At 29.3% G+C, this 26,589-nt stretch carries 26 protein-coding genes and 2 other annotated features; of the genes, 12 read left to right on the plus strand and 14 right to left on the minus strand.

The window, feature by feature from the left end:
* Nucleotides 1-178 precede the first annotated feature (178 nt).
* The gene (locus KPL38_RS00290; RefSeq protein ID WP_216285668.1) at nucleotides 179-2,161 is read left to right on the plus strand and encodes a YgiQ family radical SAM protein; all 1,983 of its coding nucleotides are present in this window, start codon (nucleotides 179-181) and stop codon (nucleotides 2,159-2,161) included.
* Nucleotides 2,162-2,215: 54 nt separating this feature from the next.
* Here KPL38_RS00290 and KPL38_RS00295 read toward each other — a convergent pair whose 3' ends face one another.
* The 3 genes from KPL38_RS00295 to KPL38_RS00305 form a co-directional block, all read right to left on the minus strand.
* Nucleotides 2,216-2,866 (minus strand): hypothetical protein, encoded by a 651-nt coding sequence (locus KPL38_RS00295; protein ID WP_216285368.1) that lies wholly within the window; start codon nucleotides 2,864-2,866, stop codon nucleotides 2,216-2,218.
* Nucleotides 2,867-2,931: 65 nt separating this feature from the next.
* On the minus strand, nucleotides 2,932-3,816 hold the full coding sequence (locus KPL38_RS00300; RefSeq protein WP_216285370.1) for a YegS/Rv2252/BmrU family lipid kinase: 885 nt from the start codon (nucleotides 3,814-3,816) through the stop codon (nucleotides 2,932-2,934).
* A gap of 302 nt (nucleotides 3,817-4,118) precedes the next feature.
* A complete protein-coding gene (locus KPL38_RS00305; RefSeq protein ID WP_216285372.1) occupies nucleotides 4,119-4,550 on the minus strand; it encodes a CBS domain-containing protein in 432 nt (143 codons plus the stop codon).
* A gap of 246 nt (nucleotides 4,551-4,796) precedes the next feature.
* On the opposite strand from KPL38_RS00305, the gene pssA reads away from it, so the two are divergent.
* A complete protein-coding gene (gene pssA, locus KPL38_RS00310) occupies nucleotides 4,797-5,309 on the plus strand; it encodes a CDP-diacylglycerol--serine O-phosphatidyltransferase (protein ID WP_216285374.1) in 513 nt (170 codons plus the stop codon).
* A 19-nt stretch (nucleotides 5,310-5,328) separates the two neighbouring features.
* Here the strand turns inward: pssA and KPL38_RS00315 are convergent, their stop codons facing one another.
* The 4 genes from KPL38_RS00315 to KPL38_RS00330 all read right to left on the minus strand — a co-directional run bounded on the left by KPL38_RS00315 (nucleotide 5,329) and on the right by KPL38_RS00330 (nucleotide 9,077).
* Nucleotides 5,329-5,658: a hypothetical protein gene (locus tag KPL38_RS00315; RefSeq protein ID WP_216285376.1), complete on the minus strand. Its 330-nt coding sequence runs from the start codon at nucleotides 5,656-5,658 to the stop codon at nucleotides 5,329-5,331.
* Nucleotides 5,659-5,780: 122 nt separating this feature from the next.
* Entirely contained in the window at nucleotides 5,781-6,671 is an 891-nt protein-coding gene (sdaAA, locus tag KPL38_RS00320; RefSeq protein WP_216285378.1) for an L-serine ammonia-lyase, iron-sulfur-dependent, subunit alpha, read from the minus strand.
* Nucleotides 6,672-6,692: 21 nt separating this feature from the next.
* Entirely contained in the window at nucleotides 6,693-7,370 is a 678-nt protein-coding gene (gene sdaAB, locus KPL38_RS00325; protein WP_216285380.1) for an L-serine ammonia-lyase, iron-sulfur-dependent subunit beta, read from the minus strand.
* A gap of 48 nt (nucleotides 7,371-7,418) precedes the next feature.
* Nucleotides 7,419-9,077 carry a nucleoside kinase gene (locus tag KPL38_RS00330; protein ID WP_216285382.1) on the minus strand — a complete coding sequence of 553 codons (1,659 nt, stop codon included), beginning with the start codon at nucleotides 9,075-9,077 and terminating at the stop codon, nucleotides 7,419-7,421.
* Nucleotides 9,078-9,204: 127 nt separating this feature from the next.
* Between KPL38_RS00330 and KPL38_RS00335 the strand changes: the two genes are divergently transcribed.
* The 3 genes from KPL38_RS00335 (at nucleotide 9,205) to KPL38_RS00345 (ending at nucleotide 11,356) form a co-directional block, all read left to right on the plus strand.
* A complete protein-coding gene (locus KPL38_RS00335) occupies nucleotides 9,205-9,894 on the plus strand; it encodes a DUF421 domain-containing protein (RefSeq protein ID WP_216285384.1) in 690 nt (229 codons plus the stop codon).
* Nucleotides 9,891-10,271: a DUF4363 family protein gene (locus KPL38_RS00340; protein ID WP_216285386.1), complete on the plus strand. Its 381-nt coding sequence runs from the start codon at nucleotides 9,891-9,893 to the stop codon at nucleotides 10,269-10,271. The genes KPL38_RS00335 and KPL38_RS00340 overlap by 4 nt, the downstream gene beginning before the upstream one ends.
* 137 nt (nucleotides 10,272-10,408) lie before the next feature.
* Complete coding sequence (locus tag KPL38_RS00345; protein WP_216285670.1) at nucleotides 10,409-11,356, plus strand: ketose-bisphosphate aldolase; 948 nt, start codon at nucleotides 10,409-10,411, stop codon at nucleotides 11,354-11,356.
* A gap of 290 nt (nucleotides 11,357-11,646) precedes the next feature.
* Here KPL38_RS00345 and KPL38_RS00350 read toward each other — a convergent pair whose 3' ends face one another.
* The gene (locus tag KPL38_RS00350) at nucleotides 11,647-12,684 is read right to left on the minus strand and encodes a nucleoid-associated protein (protein ID WP_216285388.1); all 1,038 of its coding nucleotides are present in this window, start codon (nucleotides 12,682-12,684) and stop codon (nucleotides 11,647-11,649) included.
* 386 nt (nucleotides 12,685-13,070) lie between these two features.
* On the opposite strand from KPL38_RS00350, the gene KPL38_RS00355 reads away from it, so the two are divergent.
* The 5 genes from KPL38_RS00355 (at nucleotide 13,071) to leuS (ending at nucleotide 18,614) form a co-directional block, all read left to right on the plus strand.
* Nucleotides 13,071-13,619, plus strand: coding sequence for a class IV adenylate cyclase (locus KPL38_RS00355; RefSeq protein ID WP_216285397.1), 549 nt, complete (start codon nucleotides 13,071-13,073; stop codon nucleotides 13,617-13,619).
* The gene (locus KPL38_RS00360; protein ID WP_216285399.1) at nucleotides 13,619-14,524 is read left to right on the plus strand and encodes a DUF5685 family protein; all 906 of its coding nucleotides are present in this window, start codon (nucleotides 13,619-13,621) and stop codon (nucleotides 14,522-14,524) included. The genes KPL38_RS00355 and KPL38_RS00360 overlap by 1 nt, the downstream gene beginning before the upstream one ends.
* Nucleotides 14,508-15,140, plus strand: coding sequence for a J domain-containing protein (locus KPL38_RS00365; RefSeq protein WP_216285401.1), 633 nt, complete (start codon nucleotides 14,508-14,510; stop codon nucleotides 15,138-15,140). Before KPL38_RS00360 ends, KPL38_RS00365 begins: the two co-directional genes overlap by 17 nt.
* A gap of 24 nt (nucleotides 15,141-15,164) precedes the next feature.
* On the plus strand, nucleotides 15,165-15,668 hold the full coding sequence (locus KPL38_RS00370; RefSeq protein ID WP_216285409.1) for a hypothetical protein: 504 nt from the start codon (nucleotides 15,165-15,167) through the stop codon (nucleotides 15,666-15,668).
* 125 nt (nucleotides 15,669-15,793) lie between these two features.
* Nucleotides 15,794-16,024: a binding site (T-box leader), on the plus strand.
* Between the two features lie 127 nt (nucleotides 16,025-16,151).
* Complete coding sequence (gene leuS / locus KPL38_RS00375) at nucleotides 16,152-18,614, plus strand: leucine--tRNA ligase (protein WP_216285411.1); 2,463 nt, start codon at nucleotides 16,152-16,154, stop codon at nucleotides 18,612-18,614.
* Nucleotides 18,615-18,754: 140 nt separating this feature from the next.
* Here leuS and yjbM read toward each other — a convergent pair whose 3' ends face one another.
* Nucleotides 18,755-19,546 carry a GTP diphosphokinase gene (yjbM, locus tag KPL38_RS00380; protein ID WP_216285413.1) on the minus strand — a complete coding sequence of 264 codons (792 nt, stop codon included), beginning with the start codon at nucleotides 19,544-19,546 and terminating at the stop codon, nucleotides 18,755-18,757.
* Nucleotides 19,547-19,807: 261 nt separating this feature from the next.
* On the opposite strand from yjbM, the gene KPL38_RS00385 reads away from it, so the two are divergent.
* Nucleotides 19,808-20,659 (plus strand): DUF2225 domain-containing protein, encoded by an 852-nt coding sequence (locus tag KPL38_RS00385; RefSeq protein WP_376769010.1) that lies wholly within the window; start codon nucleotides 19,808-19,810, stop codon nucleotides 20,657-20,659.
* Nucleotides 20,660-20,802: 143 nt separating this feature from the next.
* On the opposite strand, the gene KPL38_RS00390 is transcribed toward KPL38_RS00385, so the two are convergent.
* From KPL38_RS00390 to KPL38_RS00400, 3 genes are all read right to left on the minus strand, one after another.
* The gene (locus KPL38_RS00390) at nucleotides 20,803-21,492 is read right to left on the minus strand and encodes a metallophosphoesterase (protein WP_216285417.1); all 690 of its coding nucleotides are present in this window, start codon (nucleotides 21,490-21,492) and stop codon (nucleotides 20,803-20,805) included.
* A 23-nt stretch (nucleotides 21,493-21,515) separates the two neighbouring features.
* Nucleotides 21,516-21,782, minus strand: coding sequence for an EscU/YscU/HrcU family type III secretion system export apparatus switch protein (locus KPL38_RS00395; protein ID WP_216285419.1), 267 nt, complete (start codon nucleotides 21,780-21,782; stop codon nucleotides 21,516-21,518).
* 98 nt (nucleotides 21,783-21,880) lie between these two features.
* The gene (locus KPL38_RS00400; protein ID WP_216285427.1) at nucleotides 21,881-23,488 is read right to left on the minus strand and encodes a hypothetical protein; all 1,608 of its coding nucleotides are present in this window, start codon (nucleotides 23,486-23,488) and stop codon (nucleotides 21,881-21,883) included.
* Between the two features lie 163 nt (nucleotides 23,489-23,651).
* Here KPL38_RS00400 and KPL38_RS00405 point away from each other — a divergent pair, with 163 nt between their 5' ends.
* Nucleotides 23,652-23,840 (plus strand): hypothetical protein, encoded by a 189-nt coding sequence (locus tag KPL38_RS00405; RefSeq protein ID WP_216285429.1) that lies wholly within the window; start codon nucleotides 23,652-23,654, stop codon nucleotides 23,838-23,840.
* Here the strand turns inward: KPL38_RS00405 and tyrS are convergent.
* Together tyrS and KPL38_RS00415 are read right to left on the minus strand one after the other, a co-directional pair.
* Nucleotides 23,819-25,039 carry a tyrosine--tRNA ligase gene (gene tyrS, locus KPL38_RS00410; protein WP_216285431.1) on the minus strand — a complete coding sequence of 407 codons (1,221 nt, stop codon included), beginning with the start codon at nucleotides 25,037-25,039 and terminating at the stop codon, nucleotides 23,819-23,821. The two genes, KPL38_RS00405 and tyrS, sit on opposite strands and share 22 nt — an antisense overlap.
* A gap of 61 nt (nucleotides 25,040-25,100) precedes the next feature.
* Nucleotides 25,101-25,371, minus strand: a binding site (T-box leader).
* A 56-nt stretch (nucleotides 25,372-25,427) separates the two neighbouring features.
* Nucleotides 25,428-26,573 carry an AlbA family DNA-binding domain-containing protein gene (locus KPL38_RS00415; protein WP_216285433.1) on the minus strand — a complete coding sequence of 382 codons (1,146 nt, stop codon included), beginning with the start codon at nucleotides 26,571-26,573 and terminating at the stop codon, nucleotides 25,428-25,430.
* Between the last annotated feature and the right edge of the window lie 16 nt (nucleotides 26,574-26,589).

A 26,589-nucleotide genomic window follows, 5' to 3' on the forward strand; every position in this document is an offset into this window, starting at 1 on the left:
TATCTTATCTTTAATTTAAATTTTATTATCACACTTTTGTAGTTCATATTATTCAATAGATATGTTAATATTATTAAATAGAATTAATACACGCAAACAAACTATAGTCTATGAATCAAAGTTCATAAACCCAGATTCATAGACCAAAGTTCGACTAATCTCTTAGGAGGATTATATGATAGTAAACAAACAATTTTTACCTGTTAGCATGAATGATTTAAAAGAAAGAAACATATCTCAATTAGATTTTATAATAATTACAGGGGATGCATATATAGATCATCCATCCTTTGGTACAGCTATAATAGGACGAACCTTAGAACGAGAAGGCTTTAACGTAGGAATTATAGCACAGCCTGATTGGGAAAACGTAGATGATTTTAGAAAACTTGGAAAACCTAAATTTGCATTTATAATAAACTCCGGCAATATAGATTCTATGGTAAATCACTATACTGCCGCAAAAAAAAGAAGACACACTGATCTTTATTCGCCAGGTGGAGAATCAGGTCATAGACCAGATAGAGCAGTAATTGTATACTGTAGTCGTGCAAGACAAGCTTTTAAAAACGTTCCAATTTTAATTGGTGGTATAGAAGCAAGTCTACGCAGATTTGCACATTATGATTATTGGGATAATAAAGTAAGGAGAAGCCTACTAATAGATGCTAAAGCCGACCTGCTGATGTATGGCATGGGCGAAAAAACTATAGTTGAAATTGCTAATCTTTTTAAATACGGTATGACCGTAGACAAAATGACTTCTATTAGAGGAACTGTATATGCTGCAAAAGAAATTGATGATCTTAAAGATTTCATAGAGGTACCTTCCTTTGAAGCTGTTTCTACAGATAAAAATGCTTATGCAGAAAGCTATAAATTACAAGCTCAAGAACAAGATGATATACGAGGCAAAATAGTAGTACAAAAACATAACGATAGGTATGTAATCCAAAACTCTCCTCAATTTTCTTTAACGCAAGCTGAGATGGATATAACTTACGATCTACCATACACTAGAACTTATCATCCTATGTATGAAGCAAAAGGTGGTATTCCTGCAATAAAAGAAGTTGAATTTTCTATAACAAGTCATAGAGGTTGTTTCGGTAGTTGTTCTTTTTGTGCTTTAACCTTTCATCAAGGTAGAGTTATACAAAATAGAAGCCAAAAATCTATCATAGATGAGGCAAAACTTTTAACTACCTTAAAAAATTTCAAAGGATATATTCATGATATTGGTGGCCCTACTGCAAATTTTAGACATCGCTCTTGTAAAATCCAAGAAAAAGTAGGTGTATGTAAAGACAAACAATGCATGTTTCCATTGCCTTGCAAAAATCTTATTATTGATCACAGTGAATATCTAGATCTATTAAGAAAGGTTAGATCCCTTCCAAATATTAAAAAAGTGTTTATTCGTTCTGGAATAAGATATGATTATTTAATCTACGACAAAGATACTACATTTTTTGAAGAATTGTGTGAACATCATATTAGTGGACAATTAAAAGTAGCACCTGAACACATTAGTGACAAAGTGCTAGACCAAATGGGTAAACCAAAAAGAGAAGTTTACGATTCTTTTGTAAAAAAATATGTAGCATTCAATAAAAAAATAGATAAAAAACAATTTTTGGTTCCATACTTTATGTCCAGCCACCCAGGTAGTGACTTAATAGAATCTATTAAATTATCAGAATATATAAATAAAATGGGATATACCCCAGAGCAAGTTCAAGACTTTTATCCAACACCTGGTAGTCTGTCAACAACAATATATTATACAGGAATTAACCCTTACACTAAGAAAAAGGTTTATGTTCCAAATACTCAAAAGGAAAAAAATATGCAACGAGCTCTGCTTCAATTTAAAAATCCTGATAATTATAAACTAGTAAAAGAAGCTCTTATTGAAGCTCATAGGGAAGATTTAATTGGCTCTGATAAGGATTCATTAATACCACAAAGACCTACAAAGGCACATACTAATGCTAAATTTTCTAGAAGAAAACATTCTAAGAAAAGTGCCCCAATAACTGATACAAAAAGTACTTTAAGCACAACTACGAAATCAGCTTTAAAAACTGATACAAAACCATCACATAAGAATACAACAAAACCTTCGCATAAATTTAATCCTAATAAACGACAAGTATAAAATTAAAAGGTATGTAAAGCTATAAATAGCTTTACATACCTTTTTTTAATACTTTCAATTTTTATGACTTAGTCTTTTAAATTTTAATAAGCCATAATCTATAGTTATTATCCAAGATATATCTCCAAGCAATAACCATTCGGAATTTATGCTTATTAATGTTAAAAGGACTGATATTAATGTAATACTCGCAGATATTGTTATTAAAATAGCTCCCAATTTATTAGAATAAGTTTTACTCGACAATTCTATACCTTTCACTATAAAAATAGAATTAATCACAAGTAGTATAACATTAAAATAGTCTTTTAAGTTTAGTATTAAAGTATATCCACAAATATTTGATATACTAATATCTACAAATGACCTATATATTACAATAAAGTAAACTATACATAACATAAAACACATAATTGCAATTTTTCTAAACTTAACTTTATCATTTCTTGCAAATATAAAAACTGAAAGAATTCCACATATAGGTATACATAAAAAATTTGTATACACCGCAGGTTTTAATAAATATAAATAATTTTGATTCACTACAATCAAAAGAATTATTAAAGCTATGTATCTAAACGTCATTAAAATTAAAGCTATAGTAATTATTATTTTTATTTTTTTAGGTGCATAAATCAAACTAGAAATTATACCTTCATACAATAGGAAAATCATTATTGACAATAGTAAAAAATATATATTCATAAACTCTCCCTAAAATTACTACTGTTAATATTTATTAATCTATATATGAAAATATGCCTAATTATCTATATTTTAGTTCCTAAAATAGATATTCCATTTTTTTCACACTCTATAATTAATGGAAAATCTGGTCCTCTTTCACCATCTATGTCTGTAACTATATCTTCAAAACATTCCACTTCTAATCTTTTAGTCTTAAAATAAATAATTCCTTCAACATTTTCTAAATGCTCATTTCTAAGCATTTTAATAAAAATATTTAAAATGTTTTTCATAATACCAGCCTTTATTATAATTACATCTAAAAGTCCATCGTCTACCTTAGCATTGTATGCAAATTTTAAACTTCCTGCGGTTTGCCCATTAAACACTAACATTAGATACATATCTCCATCAAAACAAACTTCTTCTGAAGTGACTTTTATTTTTAATTTTCTAAAATTAGGTAATTGTTCAATTCCCTTAACATAATATGCCAATTTTCCTATGGTGTTTTTTAAATTGATATCCATATTTTGCGATATATCTGTAAATAAACCTGTACTAGCTACATTCATAAAATACTTGTCATTTATCTTTCCTATATCTATCTTTTTTACATTACTTTCAAGTATTTGATTACATGCATCGCATACATCATGAGGCATGCCTATATAATTTGCAAAATCATTTGCAGTACCTGCTGGGAGAATTGCTATAGGTAAATTAATATTTCTTTTTTTCATCTCATTTACCACACTATCTATTGTTCCGTCTCCACCTGCTATCAATACATATGTATAACCTTCATTGATATCTGCGAAGGCATTTGACATAGGATATTCATTGCATATTCTATATGGCACTATTATATGCTCATACTTTTGATGAACCATTATAATTTTATCTAAATCTAATGCTATAGTACTTTCTCCAGAATATGGATTGTATATAAATTTTACCTTTTTCATTACATTCTCTCCTATTTATCCCTTAAATTTGATGATTTATTTATATAGTATACATCTTTAAAAATAAATCCACAAGATTGTATTTTCTTGTGGATTTCTACTTAAGTTAACAAAAACAAGTAATAACTTTTATAACATTAACTTTCTATTAAATCATCTCCTGTGGAGCTGCAATATTAACAACTTTGGAAGCAAATTTAGGCTGCCACCAAAGTAATTTTCCTAGGCTAGACAACTACCACTTATAGAAGATGGCAGACTTAAAGCTTCCAAAATGTTGTTAAACTAACTAAATCTACCTTCTAAATACTGTGAGCGCAAGTTTCTGAAATTTCACTCAATGCTTTTTCAGCTTCATCCTGAAGGTTTGGTTCTAATGCTAAATCCCCAAGTGTGACTATTCCTACTAACTGATTATTTGAGGTTATTGGTAATCTCCTTATTTGCCTCTCACTCATAATCCTCGCTGCATCACAAACATTTATATTTTCATCCCCTACTACCGGGTTAGTTGTCATAATGCTCCTTACGTTTTGAATCTTTATATCTTTATCTTCTGCAACGCATCTTAGTATTATATCTCTATCAGTTATTATACCAACTATTCCTCTATCATCAGCATTTACTGGAATTGAACCTATGTTGTACTCTTTCATAAGCTCTGCAGCATGTTTGATACTATCATCAACTGACAAACTTATAACATCTTTAGTCATTATTTCGCTAACTTTCATCTTAAAACCTCCTTTATAGTTAAATAAATAAATAAAATTTTTATTTATGATTATTTTATCCATAAATAAAGGTTAATATTAATATTTTTTATATTTATTTTTCCCATTTTTTTCAAAAATAAGTTTTATGGTTTTGTACTTAAATATTGCTACCAAATGATGTATAATTAAGATAATTTTTATAAATATATGTTATCATGATGTTTGTGTTTATATGAAATTTTACAATTTTAGGAGTGATGTTTAATGAAGAAATCTTCAGTACCAAATATTATTACATTTGGAAATTTAATTTTTGGCTTATTATCCTTATTAATGACATTTCAATCAGATTATAAGTTATCCGCAATTTTTATATTATTAGCTGGTCTCATGGATAGGTATGATGGTCAAGTAGCACGTCTTCTAAAAGTATCTAGCGCTTTAGGAAAAGAATTGGATTCCTTAGCAGATCTAGTATCTTTTGGTGTTGCGCCATCTCTTCTTATATTTAATTTATATAACTTCATATCTTTAAACTACTTAGGTTATGTTTGTTTTTTAATTTTCCCTGTAGCTGGAGCTTATAGATTAGCTAGGTACAATAATTCTAAATTTGATAATATCTATACTGGCCTTCCTATTACTTTAGCTGGTATACTCTTAGCATTATACGCATTAGTAACTTTAAATTCGAATCATAATTTTCCTCTTACTATTACTATAATGTTTATACTTTCTTACCTTATGATAAGTAAATTAAAAATTAAAAAGGTGTAGGAAACATCCTTACACCTTTTTAGTCTTTTAACCTTAACTCTTCATCAATCTCTGATTCTATATACTCTATTTGAAGCTTACTTTTCATAATTTCAGTTTTCATTTTGCAATAAGACATATACCCATAGCTAGCATCATCTAACACCTTTATTGTTTGATCAATAATGTCTCCAACTCCATTAGCTCTTTTAAGTGCTTCCTTAACATCGCTTTTTTTAGATAGTGCAATTCCATTTAATTCATTTGCCCCACCTATTAATAGCCTATAAGAACTAACTAGTTTGTTTAACAAATCTGCTAAATTATTTATATCATCATAATAGTTCTCAACTACTCTTCTATGTGCCAAATAATCACCTTTTAGTTTAATTATATTATTATCTAAATTAAATTATGCTAAGGCATATAAAATAAATAAAGAATAAAATATTACTGATACTTAGTAAAAGATAAATTCATTACTCCTGTGCTTTACTTACTTATACCTTGTTTTAGTAAAATGTCTTCAGCCATTTTTAAACCTGTAGGTGTTGTTGCAAGTCCACCCATAGCTGTTTCTCGTAATTCGCAAGGCAATTGCATTCCAACCTTATACATAGCAATCACTGTATCATCAAATGGAATTCTACTTGTAACACCACTCATTGTAAGATCTGCTGTAGTTAAAGCACTTACCGCTCCAGCAATATTACGCTTAGCACATGGTACCTCAACTAAACCCGCAACTGGATCACATACTAATCCTAATATGTTTTTTATAACTATAGCCGCTGCATTTAGTGCCATTGAAGGAGTCCCACCCATCATCTCAACTACAGCTGCAGCTCCCATTGCAGCGGCAGATCCACACTCAGCTTGGCATCCACCTTCTGCTCCTGATAAAGTAGCATTTTTAGCAATTAAAATTCCTACACCTGAAGCCGTAAACAAAGCGTTTATTAGCTCATCTTCAGTTTTATTTAACTTTTCACCAGCTGTAATAATTACTGCCGGAATTATTCCACAAGACCCAGCTGTTGGCGCGGCAACTATTTTACCCATAGTTGCATTTACTTCTGAGCAAGAAAGAGCTCTTGCCATAGCCTTGATCATAAATTCACCTGTTAATGAATTTCCAGTTTTCCCATATTTACTTAGTTTAATTGCATCCCCCCCAATTAAACCGCTCATCGATTTTGTTTCATGTGTTAGTCCATACTGTGCAGATTCCTTCATTATACTTAAATTTTTTCTCATCTTTTCAACTATTTCACATCGTGAAAGACCACTTTCTTCTACTTCACACATTATTGTATATTCACATATTGACATGTTTTTTACCTTACATATATTTATAAGGTTTATTCCTTTGTTTACAAACACTTTTATTCCCTCCTATTTATATCAAGACTGCGGTATCGGTGATATTTCTCTTATATTATATATATCTGCCAAACACTTAATTCTACTAATAACATCCCCTGGAACTATGGTATCAGTTTCAAACAGCATAGCAGCTTTAAGGCCTCTACTATTCCTATATACTTTCATTACTGCTATGTTAATATTTTCATTATATAAAATGGTACTTACTTTTGAAATCATACCTGGAATATCTTTATGACTAATTATAATTGTTGGACACTTACCTGTAAATTCAACCGCCTGTCCATCAACTTCAAATATTAAAATATTGCCTCCTCCAACAGATGAGCCAATAATTTCAACTATCCTGCCACTTTTCTTTGTTATAATAAACTTTACTGTATTAGGATGAACATCACCCAAATCGTCGCAGGCAAACTCTATATGGAGTCCTTGCTCTTTGGCAATAGTCATAGAACCTTTAAGCCTCTCATCCCAAGGATCCATTCCTAATATTCCTGCGGTCAATGCTCTATCAGTTCCATGCCCTTTATAAGTTTTAGCAAAAGAACCATGCAAAATAAATTTTACTGATGTTATGCCTTTTCCTGCAATTATAGATGCAATTTTACCAAGCCTTGCTGCACCAGCCGTATGAGAACTCGATGGTCCTATCATAATTGGGCCTAATATATCAAACGCACTATAGTTTTTCATGATTTTCTCCTTTGTTATTCCTTGTAATTACTTGTTTTCACTTACTAATTAATATTTATAAAAACAACTTCCACCAGTAAATTCTCTTATTATTGAGTTATCTGGTACTAAATCTTTATCTACATCTTTAAAAAAGTTGAGAAAACTTCTTAATCTGTTTGCTTGAAAATAAACCGAACTTTCTTCCCCAATTTTATTAAGCTCCACTAATGCAAACTTTTTAAGTACACAAAGCTCATAAACTGAACTTGAATTAAACATAACATCCGCTTGCTCTTGAAATACGAAAATGTTTTTTTCCTCACCACGTTTTATCGATGGCCACATCTTCAATGTATCCTCCACATCATATCCTCTAGAAAGATAATCTCTAACTATTCTTCTTGTCATTCTTACATCTGTTGTAGATATTCTGTTATGATCATCTAAATTAAGTTGCGTTAAAGGACTTATATATATTTTAAATTTACTTTCCTTTGATATGGAAGAAGTTAATGTTTCATTTAATCCATGTATTCCTTCTACAATCACGACTCCATTTTCAGGAATTTTTATTTTATTCCCATGCCATTCCCTTTTTCCTGTTTTAAAATTAAAACTTGGTATCTGAGTCTCTTCACCTTTAAGCAATAATTCTAAGTCCTTGTTAAAAAGTTTTAAATCTAGTGCATATATAGATTCAAAATCATAATCACCCTGTTCATCTCTTGGAGTTATTTCCCTATTAAGGAAATAATCATCTAATGAAATATATATTGGTATTATTCCATTTACTCTTAATTGAATACCAAGTCTTCTTGAAAATGTTGTCTTTCCTGATGAAGAAGGCCCTGCAATAAGCACTAATTTTACATATTCATGTTGATGAATCATATCCGCAATATAGGCAATTTTCTTTTCATGAAGTGCCTCTGCAACTCTAATTAATTCAACAATATCGCCATTCGCTACTTCATCATTTAATGCACCAACACTTCCAACCCCTAATATTTCACCCCATTGTGCAGCTTCATAAAACACTTTAGCTAACTTCTCCTGTTTATGAAATTTAGGGAGTCTATCAGGTGCGTCACTAGTTGGATATCTTAATATAAATCCTGGCTCATAGTATATTAAATCAAATGTTTTTAATATTCCTGTTGAATAAGCCATTGGACCATAGAAATAGTCATATCTACCATCTAATTCATAAAGTTTTATTTCCTTTGCACTAACATATTTTAATAGTTTAACCTTATCTTGCATATCATATCCCATAAAGATTTCTACTGCCCTAGCTTTAGAAAATGCTATTCTTCTTATGGGAATATCAGCCTTTATTATTTCACTCATTCTATTTTTTATATCATATATATCATCAATATCTAATGCAACAGCTTTATGGATTTCTCCAAACAGACCTTTACTTAAAGAATGTTCAATAGAGATTTTAGCTTTAGGGAACAATTCAGAGATTGCTTTTATTAAAACAAATTGAAGAGTTCTAACATATGTCATCATTCCTATTCTAGTTGTAATATCAATAGTTTCAAAATCACCACTCTGTGTAATCGTAGATCCTAGTTCATAAAATTTATTATTTAGTTTACCTAAAACTACAGGTAAATCATTTAATAAATTGTTTTCTTTAGTAATATCATTTAACATAGTTCCCTCTTCCACTAAAATTTTTCTACCATCCTTAAGTACTATGTTGAAACTACTCATAAAACCATCCCCTAATTTTTAGTGATTAATACTATTATACGTTAAGATTTAAAAAATGTATCATGTCCCCCTTATAATTTTTGTAATTAAACAAATCATATACATTATATAGTAAAGAGGTGATATTATGTTTATTTTAGTAATCAGAACTTTTTTCTTATACTTTGCCGTTACATTTATTATGAGGATGATGGGTAAAAAACAAATAGGACAGCTTGAACCTTTCGAGCTTGTAATTGCATTAATGATTTCTGATCTCGCAACCTATCCTATGGAAGATATAAGAATACCAATTATACATGCGGTTATACCAATAATTACCTTGCTCTTTCTCCAAGTATCTACATCCTTTATTGAAATTAAAAGTGAAAAAGCTAGGAGAATATTAACAGGAAATCCAAGTATATTAATTAGAGATGGCAAAATTGATATTGAAGAACTAAGGTATCAAAGATTTAACATAACTGATTTATTGGAAGAGCTTAGAATAAAAGGGTACTTTAATTTATCGGATATTCAATATGCTATTTTAGAAACAAGTGGTCAGCTATCAATATTGCCTAAAACTGGTATATCTGCAGCGACTAAGGATGATTTAAATATAAATGTAACTCAAGAGTCATTACCAATACCTTTAATTATGGATGGCAACATAAATTATAAGAATTTGGAACTTATAAAAAAAGATGAAACTTGGCTAAACAATGTTTTAAAGCAGCATAAAATTTTCAATTCAAATGATCTTTTCATAGGAATGCTTGATTCTAACAAAAAATTTTATTATCAACTTAGGGAAGGGAAGGATAAACCACTATGAAAAACGTTATGATAGCCTTCTCCTTATTCATTGTAATGATTATAGGGATATTTCTATCTTCAAATTATATAACCCACAGTTGCAATCATTTGCAAAATTTGAATTCTACTCTTGAAAACTATATAATTAAAGGGAATTATCAATCTGCATACAATTTATCACTAAATTACATATCCGAATGGAACAAAACTTCTAAATATTTAACCTTATATACTCATCATGAAGATTTAGATTATATAGACACAGAGATTTTAAAATTGACTCAATATATAAAAAATAAAGATAGATCTGAAGGTTTAGCAACTGTGCATGTTTTAAAACATCTAGTAAGTCATATAATGGCTCATGAAAGAGTATCTCTAGGAAATATATTCTGATTTTTTCAATCATATGAATGAATTATGATAAAGGGGTAGAAAATAGTCTATTTATAGCTTATAATTATAGTATATCCAAAATGTCCCGCAGGGACTTTATATGTCCCTGCGACAAAAATTTGAAAGGTGGAATTAATATGGCTTTAGTTACTACTACTAAAATGTTCAAAGATGCAATAGAAGGAAAATATGCAATTGGTGCATTTAACATCAATAACATGGAGATAATTCAAGGAGTTATTGACGCTTGTGCGACTCATAAATCAGCCGTTATACTTCAAGTATCAGCTGGAGCTTTGAAATATGCAAGACCAACTTACCTAAGAAAAATGGTAGAGGCAGCAGTTGAAGACACAGGTCTTGAAGTTGCACTTCACTTAGATCACGGTCCTGATATGGCTACAGTTAAAGTTGCAATAGCTGCTGGATTCACTTCAGTAATGTATGATGGTTCTCATTTTGAATATGAGGAAAATGTAAGAACAACTAAAGATGTAGTTGATTTTGCTCATTCTAAAGGTGTCGTTGTTGAAGCTGAACTTGGAAAACTTGCTGGTGTTGAAGATGCTGTTAATGTTTCAGCAAAAGATGCAACATATACTAATCCAGATCAAGCAGTAGATTACGTAACAAGAACTGGTATTGACTCATTAGCTGTAGCTATTGGAACAAGTCACGGTGCATACAAATTTAAAGGTGAACCTAAACTTGATTTTGAAAGATTAGCTTTAATCACAGAAAAATTAGAAGCTGCTGGATTTCATAACTTTCCAATAGTTCTTCACGGAGCATCCGCTGTAGATCAAGAATATGTTACTATGATTAACGAATTTGGTGGAGAAATGAAGGGTGCAAAAGGAATTCCATTAGAAATGCTTAGAAAAGCTGCTTCTATGGCTGTTTGTAAAATAAACATGGATACTGATTTAAGACTTGCAATGACTGGTTCAATAAGAAAAGTACTTACAAAAAATCTTGGCGAAATAGATCCTAGAAAATATCTAGGAGAAGCAAGAAACAACATAACTAAATTAGTTGAAGGTAAAATTACTAACGTTTTAGGTTCAAGTAACTCATCTAAATAATTTAGATAAAATAATTAAAACTAAAAGACCCACAGTAGAATATACTGTGGGTCTTTTAGTTTTATTATATAGGAAGCCAAGAAATATTTTATGCGCAAGAAAAGTATATATTACGTATAATGCATTGAAGCGAGCTTTAGAACTTCTTATTGTATTTTTAAATAAGATGCGTTAAGAAAAGCATATGTTTGAGCGTAGCGAGTTTATGCTTTTTAGCAGATTAATTAAAAATACAATTAGCAGTTATTAGCGAAATGAATGCATTAGTCGTATTGCAATACGCGTAATATCTACTTTTCTATATAATTACTTACATGTTTAATTACCATATTAATAGTTCCGTCACCATTCCTTTGTATTTCAAAACGACTATCATCATGATAAGTTTCTTCGTCAACATATAAATCTATATCTTTATCAATTTTAAGTCTTACTCTTTTTAGTTTTTTGTCTATCCATTCTTTATCAAGAGTAATATTTTCGGATATTCCTTGCTCTGCTATAAACTCAACAAATTTTTCCTTGTTATCATTGTTTTCTGGAAAAATCTCTTCAGACAATTTTTTAACATCAATATTGTCTTCTTCTCTTAGTTTTCTTTTTATAGTACTTCTAACAACTTCCGCTTTGTCTGCATTTTCTGCAAATGCCTTTTGTGTAAATTTTTCAGCGGCCTTCACAAAGTTTTTAGTAACATCTCTTTCATTATCAAAAATACTGCATCCTAAAAAGTCATTAATAAAATAGTCTGATGCATTTTCCTCAGTATCTTTAGACTTACTCTTTTTATCTATAACCATTAAATCAAAATTATTTTCTTCTCTAATTGGTTTTATAAAAGCACACTTTTGTATTCTTTGTGAACTACCTGGTAACCCTGTAACCTGAGATATTATATCAATTCCTAATTTATTATCAACAAACTCAATAGTATGAACATAGTTTTTAATATAATCCATTTTAAATATCCCAAGTATTGGTCCAAACTCTGTTGTAAAAGATACTATTACCAAATCACATGATGGTATACTTCCTTTAGACCTCATTAATGAAAACATCTGTTTTGCTATCTCTTTAGATACAACTAGTAAATTATTCTCGCCATTTAAGTATTCTTGAGATAAATCTTTTACTACATTGCTTTCCTTATTAAAAACGCCATATTTTAATTCCTCATCTTTTAAACATTTCTGTATATGTTTAAGTAAAAAATTATATTTTTCCTCATCTAACTCTAATGCATATTCATTCAATATAGGCTCATCAGCATTATTATCTAGAACATGAATAATTGCTTCATTTATATTAACTTCTTTTATATACTCCAAAAAAACACCACCTTAATAATTATCTAAGGCACATTAAAATATATTACTATAGATTTATCTCCTGCATACCTGCAATCATCTCCTAAAGAGTTGCAGGGCATTACCCCTGTTGAATTGTAGTCATTGCCTGACGAGATACATAATCTACTTATTTGAATGTGCCTAACTATTATACTATGTATTAATAATTATGACAAAGTTATATACTGCTATTATTCTTAATATTTCATATAATAATAAAAGCTTTCCTTATTTACCTATAGTATATTTAATAATTTTAATCAATTATTAATGTTACTTTATTTTAAGTTATGATATAATCAAAATTAACGAATAAAATAGAAACTTACAATTAATTACCTAATAGCATCACAAGGAGGCTAATTTTGAAGGAAATAGAAACTAGAATTATAGATATTGATGTTAAAGAAATTCGCAGAAAACTATCAAATATAAATGCAAAAAAAGTAAAACAGGAAAACCAAATAAATAATATTTATGATTTCTCAGATAAAAGGCTACTAACCAACAAAGGTTATGCAAGAATACGTACTATTCATGACGAATTAACAAATTCAACAGTACATTATATCACTACCAAAAGACTTATAAGTCAAGATAAATATAAAATTATGGATGAACATGAATCAGAAATTAAAGATGAAATCGCAGCTAAAGGTATATTTGAATCCTTAGGACTAAATCTAATTCAATCAATTAAAAAATATAGAGAGAGTTATAGATATAAAAATACTCTTATAGAAATAGATATAAATGAAAAAGATTTTTGTCCATTCCCTTATATAGAAATTGAAAGTGCCGATGAAGCTGAAATAATAGAAGTGGTGACCTTGCTAGGATATAGCTTAGAGGATACTACATCTGAAACTATTTATGAAATATTAAATTCAAAAAAAATAGTGAAAGAGCTGTAATGTTTGGATATGTAACTCCATGTAAAATGGAGATGAAAATAAAAGACTATGAAATATTTAAAGCTTATTATTGTGGTCTATGTAACTCACTTAAAAAGAATTATGGTAACTTTCCAAGACTTACATTAAATTATGATATGACTTTTCTAGCAATACTTCTAGACTCACTATCGGAAAATAAATATAGCTTTAGAAAATTCAGGTGTTTAATTCATCCAACAAAAAAGAGGATTATAATTAATGATAATGATGCAATAGATTATGCAGCCTTTTGTAATGTTACTTTAGCCTATTATAAATTAATGGATGATGTTTACGATAATAAAACAATTAAGAGCAAAGTTTTATCTATATTTTTGAAGACCTATTTAAAAAATCCCAAAAATGCATATACTGATATAATGGATTATACAAAAGAAAAACTTTTATTACTAAATACTCTAGAAGGACGCAACGATATTATGAGTATAGATGAATTATCTGATGTTTTTGCCGACCTTACTGGTTATATAATATCCTTTTATTATAAAGAAGCTGCTTTTAAAGATAATTTATATTGGCTTGGATATAATTTAGGTAAGTGGATATACATTATAGATGCTTATGATGATTTAGAAAAAGATATAAAAAGCAATTCTTTTAATGCTATAAATTCATTGTTTAATCTAGATAACTTGGATTTTAATAGTTTTTCGAAATGTATAAAACCAAGAATTGATTATCTATTAACTACGTGCGCTGCATTATGTTTAAAATATTTAAACAATTTACCTTTAATCAAGAATAAAGATATATTATATAATATACTAGAACTCGGGTTAATGGAAAAAATGGATAAAGTTTTTAATAACAACAATAACGATTATTTAAAAGGAGTGGAAGATAAAGATGACAAACCCATATGAGGTACTTGGTATAAAAGAAAATTCATCAAAAGATGAGATTAAAAAAGCCTATAGAGAGCTAGCAAAAAAATATCACCCTGATCAATTTGAGGATAATCCATTAAAAGATTTAGCTGAAGTTAAAATGCGAGAACTAAATGAGGCTTATGATTCACTTATGAAAAATCATGGTTCATCTAATAACAATGGTTCATCATACAATAATAATTCTCAAAGTGATTCAGGTTCATCTTCAAATAATGACTATACTAATAACAATGTATATCAATCTATAAGAATGGATTTAAATAGTGGAAATGTTCCCTCTGCTGAGCAAAAATTAACCTCCATGAATACAAAAACTGCTGAGTGGAATTTTTTAATGGGTATGGTCCATCTCAAAAAAGGTTGGCATGATAGCGCTTATAATTTTATTAGCACAGCCTGCACTCAGGATCCAAGTAATATGGAATATAGGCGTAGTTTTAATGAACTAAATAATAGGAATTCAAATTACAGAGATAATTATAATGGAAGGCGTGGCAATAATTCCGATATGGGTAATATGTGTCTCAACTTGTGGTGTGCAGATACTATCTGTGAATGTTTTGGTGGGGATATGATTTCTTGCTGCTAATAACATTAATTAGGAGATGATTTGATGAGATCTAACCGTATTGCTAAGGGTGGTATATTCACAGCACTAAGTTTAATATTGCTATACCTTTCCTCCATTTTACCAACCAATAAATTATTTATATTAGGAATAGCTTCTTGCATTATTCCTCTTTCCATTATGATAACTGGAATAAAGAATACCCTTGTAGTATATAGTGCTGTTTCCTTACTTAGCTTTTTTATTATACCTTCAAAAATCATAAGTGCTCTATATATATTGATTTTTGGTTCTTATGGTTTTGTAAAATATTTTATAGAAAAATTAAGAAATGTTCCACTAGAAATAATATTAAAATTATTATATTTTAATATAACATCAGTAATAATTTTAGAAATATATAAATTATTGTTTTTTAAAATTCCAAATATAAATGTAAACATATATTTGGTAATACTTGCTATAGAAATAGCATTTGTAATATATGATTATGCACTTACATCCTTTATAAACTATGCAAATAAAAGCCTTCTAAAAAAATTAAAATAAGATAAAAAAAATAAAACTGTATATTTGTTTTTGAATATTTAATATGATAAGTGCATAGTCTTGACACATTAATTTATTTAAATTATAATGGATAATAATCCAATAATAAGCAAATACTATTATAATAAATAGCTTTAAATAGGAGTAGTAATATTTACATCACTTAAGAGAGCTGCTATTCGGTGTGAAGCAGTAATGATATAATATGAACTTGCCTAGCTTACTTTTAAGTAAGAGCTTACTTTTAAGTAAAAGCTTACTTGTTAAAAACAAGTACGGTTAAAACCGTTATATTCGTAAGTGAGGTGTAATGCCTAACTAGAGTGGTACCGCGGAATTTTACTTTCGTCTCTTATTTGAGATGAAGGTTTTTTTGTTTTCGTGTTTAACATATTATTACATACAAATATTGTAGCACCAAAGTTGATGATCAAAGTATAAAATATTTATGATGGTTTTAAAACGTATTAAGGAGGAATATTAATGGGAAAATACAATACAAACATTGATAAAAAATGGCAACAAAAGTGGGAAGACACTAATTTGTACAAATTTGACGAAAATAATATGGATAAAAAGTTATATGTACTTGAAATGTTCTCTTATCCATCTGGAAGCCAACTACATGCTGGACATTGGTTTAACTATGCGCCTGTAGATTCCTGGGCTAGAATGAAAAAAATGCAGGGGTATAATGTATTTCAACCAATGGGTTTTGACGCTTTTGGACTACCTGCTGAAAACTACGCAATAAAAACAGGCGTTCACCCAAAAGATTCTACGGAAAAAAATATTGCTACTATGAAAAAGCAATTAAAAGCTATGGGAGCGATGTTTAATTGGGATCATGAAGTTGTTACATGCCGCCCTGATTACTATAAATGGACTCAATGGTTATTCTTAAAATTATTTGAGAAAGGTCTTGCTTACAGAAAAAAAGCCCCTGTAAATTGGTGTCCTAGTTGTAATACAGTACTTGCAAATGAACAAGTTTTAGCAGACGGTACTTGTGAACGATGTGGAACCGAAGTTACTAAAAAGAATTTAACCCAATGGTTTTTAAAAATTACTGACTATGCAGATGAACTACTAGAAAAGCTTGATACCTTGGATTGGCCTGAAAAAACCAAAGCAATGCAAAAACATTGGATAGGTAAATCTACTGGCGCTGACGTTACTTTTAAAGTATCAGATTCTGATGTATCTTTTAGCGTATTCACTACAAGAGTAGATACTCTATACGGAGTTTCATATGTAGTTATAGCACCTGAAAATGATCTTGTTGAAGTTCTCACTAAAGACGAATACAAAGAAACTGTTGAAGCTTATAAATATGATGCTAGGAAACAAACCGATATAGAAAGGCAGTCTATTACACGTGATAAAACTGGTGTATTTACTGGCTCATATGCTATCAATCCTATAAATGGACGCAAAGTTCCAATTTGGATTGCTGACTATGTTCTAAACACTTATGGAACTGGTTGTGTAATGGCTGTTCCAGCTCATGATGATAGAGATTTTGCCTTCGCAACTAAATATAATTTACCTATAGAAAGAGTAATCATCGGCAAAAAGAGTGTAAATGGAGATGATCAGCCTCTTCCTTACACTGAGCATGGTAAAATTGTAAATAGTGAAGAATTTAATGGTTTATCTACAAATGATGGTAAAAAAGCAATAGTAAAAAAATTGGAAGGCATGAATTTAGGTGCAGAAAAGGTTAACTTTAGACTTCGTGATTGGTTAGTTTCAAGACAAAGATATTGGGGATCTCCTATTCCAATAATTTACTGTGATAAATGTGGAACTGTTCCTATTCGTGAAGATCAGCTTCCAGTAAATTTACCATATTGTGTAGAATTCACTCCAAATGGAGAATCACCTTTAGCTAAATGCGAAGATTTTATGAATGTTACTTGTCCTGTTTGTGGGGGGCCTGCTCATAGAGAAGCTGATACATTAGATACCTTCGTTTGTTCTTCTTTCTACTATCTAAGATATGTAGATAATAAAAACAGTGAAAAAGCTTTTGATACAGACTTAATAAACAAAATGCTTCCTGTAGACAAATACGTAGGTGGACCTGAACATGCATGTATGCACTTGCTCTATGCACGATTCATCACAAAGGCTCTTCGTGATATGGGATATTTAAACTTTGATGAACCTTTCTTATCTCTTACTCATCAAGGTTTAATTCTAGGAGAAGATGGATTAAAAATGAGTAAATCAAAAGGAAACACCATATCTCCAGATAAGTACATAAAAGAGTATGGAGCAGATGTATTTAGAATGTACCTAATGTTTGGTTTTGGTTATACTGAGGGTGGTGCTTGGAGTGATGATGGTATAAAGGCTATATCAAAATTCTTTGATAGAATTGAAAGGGCAATTGACACTGGAAGTTGTGAAATTTTAAAGAAAACTAATAATTCAACCTCTATTGGCGCAGAGGAGAAAGAATTAAACTATTGGAGGCATTTTGCGATAAAAGGAGTTACTGAAGATGCAGAAAAGCTACAATTTAATACCGCAATTGCAAGACTCATGGAACTCACAAATGCTATATCCAAATATGTTAATGAAAAAAATCAAAACAGTAAGTTTTTAAAAGAGGTGCTTGTTGATTATCTTAAACTTTTAGCTCCATTTGCTCCTCACTTTGCAGAAGAAAAATGGGAAACTTTAGGTATGGTTTACTCTGTATTTAATCAAAGTTGGCCTATATTTGATGCTAATGCTCTTATTAAAGATGAAGTAGAAATAGCTATTCAAATAAATGGAAAAATTAAGTCTAGAATAACTATAGCTAATAATTTAACTGAAGAAAAAATAAAAGAGATTTCACTTAATGATAAACTTATCATCACAGCTCTTGAAGGCAAAACTGTGCGCAAAGTGATTGTAATTAAAGGACGACTAGTTAATATTGTAGTTTCCTAATAAAAATCATCTACAATAATTTCCTAAAACAATTAATGGTAAAGAATTTCATTAATATAAAAGAAGAGTAGAACGTCTTACTAAAAACGTTCCACTCTTCTTTTGCATTTATTCTAACTAATTAGTACCAAAGGTGATGATCATGACCCATACATATCTACTGTTTTCTGAGTCGCCCTCAGTAAACTACTAAGTTCAAAAACTTCGCCTTCTTCGAGCAATTTTTTTAATTTTTCTCTATAACTAGCTGCATCAACTAGTTTCCCAAGAGATGAAAGCATAAGGATATTATTCATTATATCCGATACCAAATTTGATTTTACCTCAAACAATTTTTGTGCATCTTTAATCTCATCTTTAATTTCTAGCATTTGTTCATCTAACTGAAATGCAGCATCTGCAGCATTCTTAAGTTTGTTTCTTATATACTCAGGTATGTCATGCTTATATTTATAGTTTAAAGAATGCTCTACTGTTGCCCAAAAATTCATTGCCAAAGTCCTTATTTGAAATTCTGCAAGTATTTCGGTCTTTCCAGCAGCTAAGTTCACAGGATACTTTATAATCATATGATAACTTCTATATCCACTGTCTTTTACATTTGCAATATAATCTTTCTCATAAACTATCTGCATATCTTGTCTTTCACGAATTAGATTTACAACCTTATCAATATCATCTACAAACTGACACATTATTCTTATACCTGCAATGTCTTCCATTTCGAATTCAATTTTGTCTAAAGGAATACCGAATTTATTAGCCTTTTCAAGAATACTAGATATTTCTTTTACCCTTCCTGTAACAAATTCTATAGGTGAATAATCATTTTTACGTCTATATTCTCTTCTTATACTTCTGAATTTTACTTTTAACTCTTCTACACCCTGTTCATAAGGAATTAAAAATTTTTTCCACTCTCTTATTGCCATAAACTCAGTCCTTTGCATAAAATTTTATATCACTTTGTTGTTAATATTAACATTTAGGAAATTTTGGTTTACTACATATATTGATACTATAATTTTATTAATTTTCTGTTATAATTAAGTAGTAAATTAATATAATCTACTAAGAAAGTAAAATCTACCAAATTATATAAACTAATCATACCACATTAAATCTTATTTTGAGGTGTTTAAATGGATAAAAAAATAATATTTAATCATGATGATTTAATTTCTGATTTTGGAATTAATGCCAACATTGGTGATGAAAATAATAAAATTATAAAAGAAAATGAATTGGAAAACAAACTAAAATCTCCTTTATATAATACAAAAGTTACCTGTCCTGTATGCGAAAATGTATTTAATGCTTTAACAGTAAAATCCTCAGCTTACCGAATGATAAACAAAGACAGTGATTTTTTTATTAGATATTCTTTAATTAATCCTTATTTCTATGATGTTTGGGTTTGTAATAGTTGTGGTTATGCGGCCATGAGATCAGACTTTAATACTCTAAGAACTATAGAAATAGAACAAGTATCCAAATTAATTACATCTAAATGGCGTGGAAGAACTTATCCAAAAATTTATGATATTCATATTGCCATTGAAAGATATAAGTTATCGCTCTTAAATTATATAGTTATAAACGCAAAATCAAGTAAGATGGCAATTAATTGTTTAAAACTCGCTTGGATGTACAGATTATTGGAAACAGAAAACGCCAAAAAACTGGAACTAAAATATTTAGACCAAGCCCTAGAAAGACTTAAGGATGCATATTACGTTGAAGCATTTCCTTTATATGGTCTGGACAAATATAATATAATGTATCTTATTGGAGAGTTAAATCGACGTACCGGCCATGCTAATGATTCTTTAATCTGGTTTAGTAGCGTAATAACAACCCCAGAGGTTAAAGAAAGTTTAAAAAGACTTGCTAGAGACATGAAAGATTTAATTAAAAAAGACGAATTCAAAAATAAAAACTCATCCTCAGTTTCTACCGAGAATCTTAAATGTTCAGAAAATAACTTTGATGAAGAAATAAGCACTAAGAAATCTAGTTTTCTATCTAAATTGTTTAAACGATAATTTAGGCACATTAAAATAAATAATAAGTCAGAATACTTTCATCCTTAGCCTGTTATCTATTTTAATGTGCCTATTTATTATTAAATTTATCCACAGTTATAAATTTAATAACCTTAATTATCCACAATTTATCAACTTCCATTTTATGCTAATATTAATAAAGGATCAAAATTCAAATAATCACAAGATGTAACTATGTACTCTATACCTTCTATATTACCTTCATATAATCTATTTAAAGACGGTCCATGTAAATGTCCATAAATAACCCTTCCCACATTATATTCTTTTAATATCCTTATAAGTTCAGTTTCCTCGAACTTATCATTTGTAGGTGGATAATGAAGCATTACAATAATTTTTTTATATCCATTTTTTACTGCATCATCTAATGAAATTTTAAGTCTTATTAGCTCCCTGCTATATATTTTCTCATCATGAGTTGAAAACCTTGCAGATCCAGGGCAATTCCAACCACGCGTCCCACATATAGCAAAATCTTTATAACTAAAAAAATTATTTTGAATAAAATTCATATCATCGTAAAGCAAATTAAGTTTTGTAATACTGCCCCACCAATAATCGTGATTTCCTTTAATAATTATCTTTTTACCTGGAAGTTTATGAATCCATTCTAAATCTTCCATACCCTCACTAATATTCATTGACCATGAAATATCCCCTGCAATTAGTACAGTGTCCTCTGGAGAAACTTTTTTTAGCCAATTTTTTTTAATTTTTTCATCATGATTAATCCAGTTTTCTCCAAAAATATCCATGGGTTTATCTGAATTTGTTGCTAAATGAAGATCAGATATTGCCCATAAAGCCATAGTATACCTCCTTTATCAATTGTTTAGTCTTTTTTTTTCAATGCATCTATATCCATTACGTAAGCAATAACCTTTGCTATTGCATCATATAATTCTAAGGGTATTTCTGATCCTATGTCAACGCTTGTTAGTAAATTAGATAATTCTTCATTTTGAACTATAGCTACCTTACTCTCCCTTGCCGTCTTAACAATCTCATCTGCAATATACCCCATTCCTGCTGCAGTTACTATAGGCGCATCATATCCATTTTCATATCTTATTGCAGTAGCTTTTTTTACCCTTTTCATTTTATAAGACACCTCATTATTACTTAAAGTTGTAACCATAGTTATTAAACAAAACCTATTCACAATTTTTTTGTTTGTTTTTAAATGTCTCCTTACTATTATACCTTTATATTGATTGTATTAAAACTTCTATCATCAAAAAATTCTCCGCAGTTCTCTAGTGTGAACTCTTTAACCTTTTTATTAACTTTTATATTAACCCTATAATTCATACTAGATAAATCTTTAATTAAATTTTCTTTGCTTATATCCAAAGCTCTAACAAATAATTTATTGCACTTAATATTAATGTTCATAATATTATTGTTAATTTTAATAAACGCATCCACAGTTCCCATGTTCATTGTTTTAACACTAGTAGCAATTTGGACATTTTTACTATCGATCTTTTGGCCTCTTTTTCTATCATCTTTAATAATTAGTTTTAGTTGGTATTCATTTTCTTTAATATCTATTGGCAAATCCAAACAATAATATTGTTCTGAAATAGAATTGAATATCTTTATATCGTTGGATGATTGATTAACAACATCCATGACTAACTTATAAGTTTCTGGTTTTAAATTCAACTTATCCTCTATAATGGTTTTAACTATAGTTTTAATTTGTTCAGTCTTTAATTCAATTTGCTCTTTAACAAGAACATCAGTAGTCAATTTTTCAATATCTTTGTAAACATTATTTATAACGCCTTTGTCTATCTCTGAAATATTCAATGCATTTTTTATCATGTTTACAATTTCATTAAGTGGATTATTTTTACCATACCCATTAACTTTTGTATTAACAATGTTTTTACTAGCAACCTTTACGTTGTTTATCGTATTGCTTTCAGGTTTATTTATATTCAATTTTTTATTTTGATTTGTGGATTCTAAATTTTTAGAAGTTAATACCTGATTATCTTCATCAATTTTCTTAAAAAAATTCTCATTTTCACTTATAACTGAAGGATTATTATTATTCGTTATATTCTTAGTCATCCCACTATTCGAAAGATATTTGTTAATATCTTTCAAATTGTTATATATAGATGAATCACCCTTAAATAACTTTATAAAGCTCTCTATGTTTCCTTTAGTAAGTTCAATATTATTTTTTTTAAATAATATTATCTCATCAACATCTAAATTTTTTATAGCAACAAAAAAGTTTTTTAATTTCTTTGTTATTTCATTTGCCTTTTCACTATTAATATCAATACTTCTACTATTAAGATACTTAATAATAAAATTATCTTCTTTCTCTGGCTTCAAAGAGATCTTATCTCTAAAATCTACTAAATTTTTTATATCAGATATATTTTCTTTAGTTAAAGGCATATCATGTTTTATCATTTTCTCAAAAAGTAACACATCCGTTTTATCATTACCTAAAGGTTTTTCAAGAGGGGAATCTTCTATTACATTATTAACATCTATTTTCTCATTTTTATCTTCATTTGTTAATTTTATTTTAAGCTTACCATCCTCAAATCCTTCTACCTCAAACCCCAGAACACTACCATCAAGAGCTTGCTTAAGTGGCTTATTAAGTTTTGCAGCAAATTGCCATCCATCTAATAACTTTAAATCTACCTCACCCTTTTGAATGTCAGCACTTACAATTCTTGCGTTAAACTTTTCTCCAGCCTCAAAAGATATTTTACTAAATGCTTTTTTTGTTTGTTGATTTCTGGGTATTGGAGTATTGCTAATTATCGGCATAAGCCACCTCCCATTTATTTGGCATAATTGTGGTTTGAAAGTTAACAATACTTCATTATCGTATAAAATATTATTTTTTTAAGTAGGTAGTTAACAATTATATATTAATTGTTAACTTTATCATCAAAAAGTAAAAAAGCAAAGCTAAAATTTTAACAACATTTTGGAAGCTTCAAGTCTGCCATCTTCTATAAGTGGCACTTGTCTAGCCTATGAAAATTACTTTGGTGGCAGTCTAAATCTGCTTCCAAAGCTGTCAATGCATCTTCTTCAAAGCTGTTGCAGCTCCGCAGGAGATGATTCAATTTCAACTTTGCTTTTTAATCTTTTCTATTCAATGATTAAAGAATAATATTTTTTCTTTCCTTTTTTTATAAGAACACAACTATCATTAAAATCATTGTCTTCTAAAATAGCATTTTTATCTTCAATCTTTTTATCGTTAATAGTTAATCCACCTTGCTCAATTAATCTTCTAGCCTCAGATTTTGAAGAAACCACCTTAGTATGAACTAATATATCCGTTAATAAGGCATTCTTCATGCTCTCTGGTATTGATATAGATGGCACGCTACTCATATTAGTACCGCCACCAAACAATGCTTCTGCAGCGTTCTGAGCCTTAATTGCTTCTTCTTCTCCATGGATAAGTTTTGTAACCTCAAAAGCTAAAACTTTTTTAGCCTTATTAATCTCTTGACCTTTTAAAGAACTTAGATGCCTTATTTCATCCATTGGTACAAACGTAAGGAGTGATAAACATTTTTCTACATCTAAGTCACTAACATTTCTAAAGTATTGGTAAAAATCATATGGTGATGTTTTATCTGGATCAAGCCATAAAGCACCCTTTTCCGTTTTACCCATCTTCTTGCCATCACTATTAGTAAGTAATGTACAAGTCATACCATAAGAGGCTTTACTCTCTTTTTTTCTAATTAGCTCCATACCTGCTATTATGTTAGACCATTGGTCATCTCCACCTAATTCCATAGTGCATCCATATTTTTGGTTTAAAACTAGAAAATCGTATCCTTGCATAAGCATATAATTAAACTCAAGGAAAGATAACCCTTTTTCTAATCTCTGTTTAAAACACTCTGCAGTTAACATTTTATTAACTGAAAAATGTGCTCCTATGTCTCTTATAAAATCTACATAATTTAAATTTAATAACCAATTCGCATTATTTTCAAGTATTGCTTTCCCTTCACTAAAATCAATAAGTCTTGAAAGCTGTTTTTTTATGCAACTTATATTGTGATCAATTTCTTCTTTAGAAAGCATTTTTCTCATATCAGTTTTTCCAGATGGATCACCTATCATTGCAGTTCCACCGCCAACTAATGCTATTGGCCTATGTCCTGTCCTTTGCATGTGTGCCATAAACATCATAGTAACAAAGTGACCAATATGTAAACTGTCTGCTGTTGGATCAATTCCTATATAAAATGTTACCTTTTCTTTTCCTAATATTTTCTTTATTTCATCCTCGTGAGTAAGTTGTTTTATGTATCCTCTCTCGCAAAGTGTATCATATACATTTTCCATAATTTATTCCTCCTTGTTTTGATTTTGTTATATTTTAAGAAATAAAAAAAACGCCCCCTAAGAAAGGGACGAAATAATTCCGTGGTACCACCCAAATTGATTTAACAATCCGCTTTTTCCTTATAACGTAAGGTTTACCCGTCTCAGCCTATTCATCATCTTCGATGCTGTTCATCTTCGATGCTACTCATCATCTTTGATGATGTTAATCTTCGATACTGCTTCAGCTTAAAGCTCCAGAATGTATTTCATTGTATTTATTAACTAGTTCACACCTACCACTAGCTCTCTTAATAATTCATACAGTTACTTTTTTCTTTCATAGCCTTTTATATATATTTTTTTATGTTACTAATTATACCTATATTTATAATGTAAATCAAGCAATTCAGACAAAATTTTTAATTCCCGGGAAAATAGCTTTAAAAGTATTATCATGTTTTGAATCCACAAATATTACCTTTCCATATTTATTAAAAGCTTTTTTCATTCGTGCAAAACCTCTTCCTGATTTTATAAATCTCTTTCTATCATCCAAAGCTATTAACTTATCATATATCCACATGTTTCTTTTTAAATAACTATGAGTATTAATTTCATTGGAATACAATAGGTTACCTGGACTGATTACACTAACACTATTATAACTTATTATTATTTCTATTTCTTTATAAAATATAGTATAATCCCTATAAAGTATCGCATTTTTAACAGCTTCATACACTGCATCTATAGGGTAATTTTTTGGAAATATTTTTTTAAATAATTCTTCTACTTTATCAAGCATATTTAATAAATTTCCTTGGACAATTACAACTTCATCGGAAGTGTTTTTTATCTTATTTATTATTTTTATCATATTGTAAGGTAAATAAATACTATTAACCTGAGAAAATACTAATAGACCACCAAGTGTCACTACTCTTTTATTATAATCTCTTTCAATAAAAGTTATACCTGCGTTATCCATAAATTCCAACCTATTTTGATCATTCACCATAATGCTTTTGTTTAATAAATATCTATTAACCATATTTAAATCCAAACTATTAATATCACTATTCATAATAGGCATAGTTTCAATATTAAGACTTAAATTTTCTTGTAAGCAAGAAATTAATTCTTCTTTTCTCATAGTATCTGTTGTAGAACCTCTTCTAATACAAAATGCCCCATTTTCTTTCAATTGATATGGCTTCTGACCACTATCATATATAGTTATAATTGCTACTTTTTTGCTTTGGTATGTTACAAAATCTATGGATATTGGAATTGGTGGCTCACACCGCGAACTAATAATTTGTTGGATTTGTTCTTCTTTAAAATTAAAATCACTAATACCTATAATTTTTTTGGTTTTATCTTCAACTCCAATAATAATATATCCACGTCCTCCACGAGAGTTTGCTATAGCAGACACGTCTTTCGCTAATTCTTTTTTTCCGCTTTCCGTTAATATATCAATCTTTTGTTTAAAGTCTAATTTTGTACCCTCATCTTTATTTAACAAAATTTTTATTTTTTTTATATCCATGAATTCCACCCCAAAA

Origin of the sequence: Clostridium psychrophilum, from assembly GCF_018861705.1 — a bacterium.
Lineage (GTDB): Bacteria > Bacillota > Clostridia > Clostridiales > Clostridiaceae > Clostridium_AD > Clostridium_AD psychrophilum.

Bases quoted from the DNA above. Each gene is read 5' to 3' on its own strand.
- KPL38_RS00395 (WP_216285419.1), bottom strand. From the start codon at position 21,782: ATGAAAAGGGTAAAAAAAGCTACTGCAATAAGATATGAAAATGGATAT.
- KPL38_RS00305 (WP_216285372.1), bottom strand. From the start codon at position 4,550: ATGAAAGTTAGCGAAATAATGACTAAAGATGTTATAAGTTTGTCAGTT.
- KPL38_RS00360 (WP_216285399.1), top strand. From the start codon at position 13,619: ATGTTTGGATATGTAACTCCATGTAAAATGGAGATGAAAATAAAAGAC.
- KPL38_RS00330 (WP_216285382.1), bottom strand. From the start codon at position 9,077: ATGAGTAGTTTCAACATAGTACTTAAGGATGGTAGAAAAATTTTAGTG.
- pssA (WP_216285374.1), top strand. From the start codon at position 4,797: ATGAAGAAATCTTCAGTACCAAATATTATTACATTTGGAAATTTAATT.
- KPL38_RS00345 (WP_216285670.1), top strand. From the start codon at position 10,409: ATGGCTTTAGTTACTACTACTAAAATGTTCAAAGATGCAATAGAAGGA.
- yjbM (WP_216285413.1), bottom strand. From the start codon at position 19,546: ATGGCAATAAGAGAGTGGAAAAAATTTTTAATTCCTTATGAACAGGGT.
- KPL38_RS00400 (WP_216285427.1), bottom strand. From the start codon at position 23,488: ATGCCGATAATTAGCAATACTCCAATACCCAGAAATCAACAAACAAAA.
- KPL38_RS00415 (WP_216285433.1), bottom strand. From the start codon at position 26,573: ATGGATATAAAAAAAATAAAAATTTTGTTAAATAAAGATGAGGGTACA.
- tyrS (WP_216285431.1), bottom strand. From the start codon at position 25,039: ATGGAAAATGTATATGATACACTTTGCGAGAGAGGATACATAAAACAA.
- KPL38_RS00390 (WP_216285417.1), bottom strand. From the start codon at position 21,492: ATGGCTTTATGGGCAATATCTGATCTTCATTTAGCAACAAATTCAGAT.
- sdaAB (WP_216285380.1), bottom strand. From the start codon at position 7,370: ATGAAAAACTATAGTGCGTTTGATATATTAGGCCCAATTATGATAGGA.
- KPL38_RS00300 (WP_216285370.1), bottom strand. From the start codon at position 3,816: ATGAAAAAGGTAAAATTTATATACAATCCATATTCTGGAGAAAGTACT.
- KPL38_RS00295 (WP_216285368.1), bottom strand. From the start codon at position 2,866: ATGAATATATATTTTTTACTATTGTCAATAATGATTTTCCTATTGTAT.
- KPL38_RS00340 (WP_216285386.1), top strand. From the start codon at position 9,891: ATGAAAAACGTTATGATAGCCTTCTCCTTATTCATTGTAATGATTATA.
- KPL38_RS00365 (WP_216285401.1), top strand. From the start codon at position 14,508: ATGACAAACCCATATGAGGTACTTGGTATAAAAGAAAATTCATCAAAA.
- KPL38_RS00335 (WP_216285384.1), top strand. From the start codon at position 9,205: ATGTTTATTTTAGTAATCAGAACTTTTTTCTTATACTTTGCCGTTACA.
- leuS (WP_216285411.1), top strand. From the start codon at position 16,152: ATGGGAAAATACAATACAAACATTGATAAAAAATGGCAACAAAAGTGG.
- KPL38_RS00370 (WP_216285409.1), top strand. From the start codon at position 15,165: ATGAGATCTAACCGTATTGCTAAGGGTGGTATATTCACAGCACTAAGT.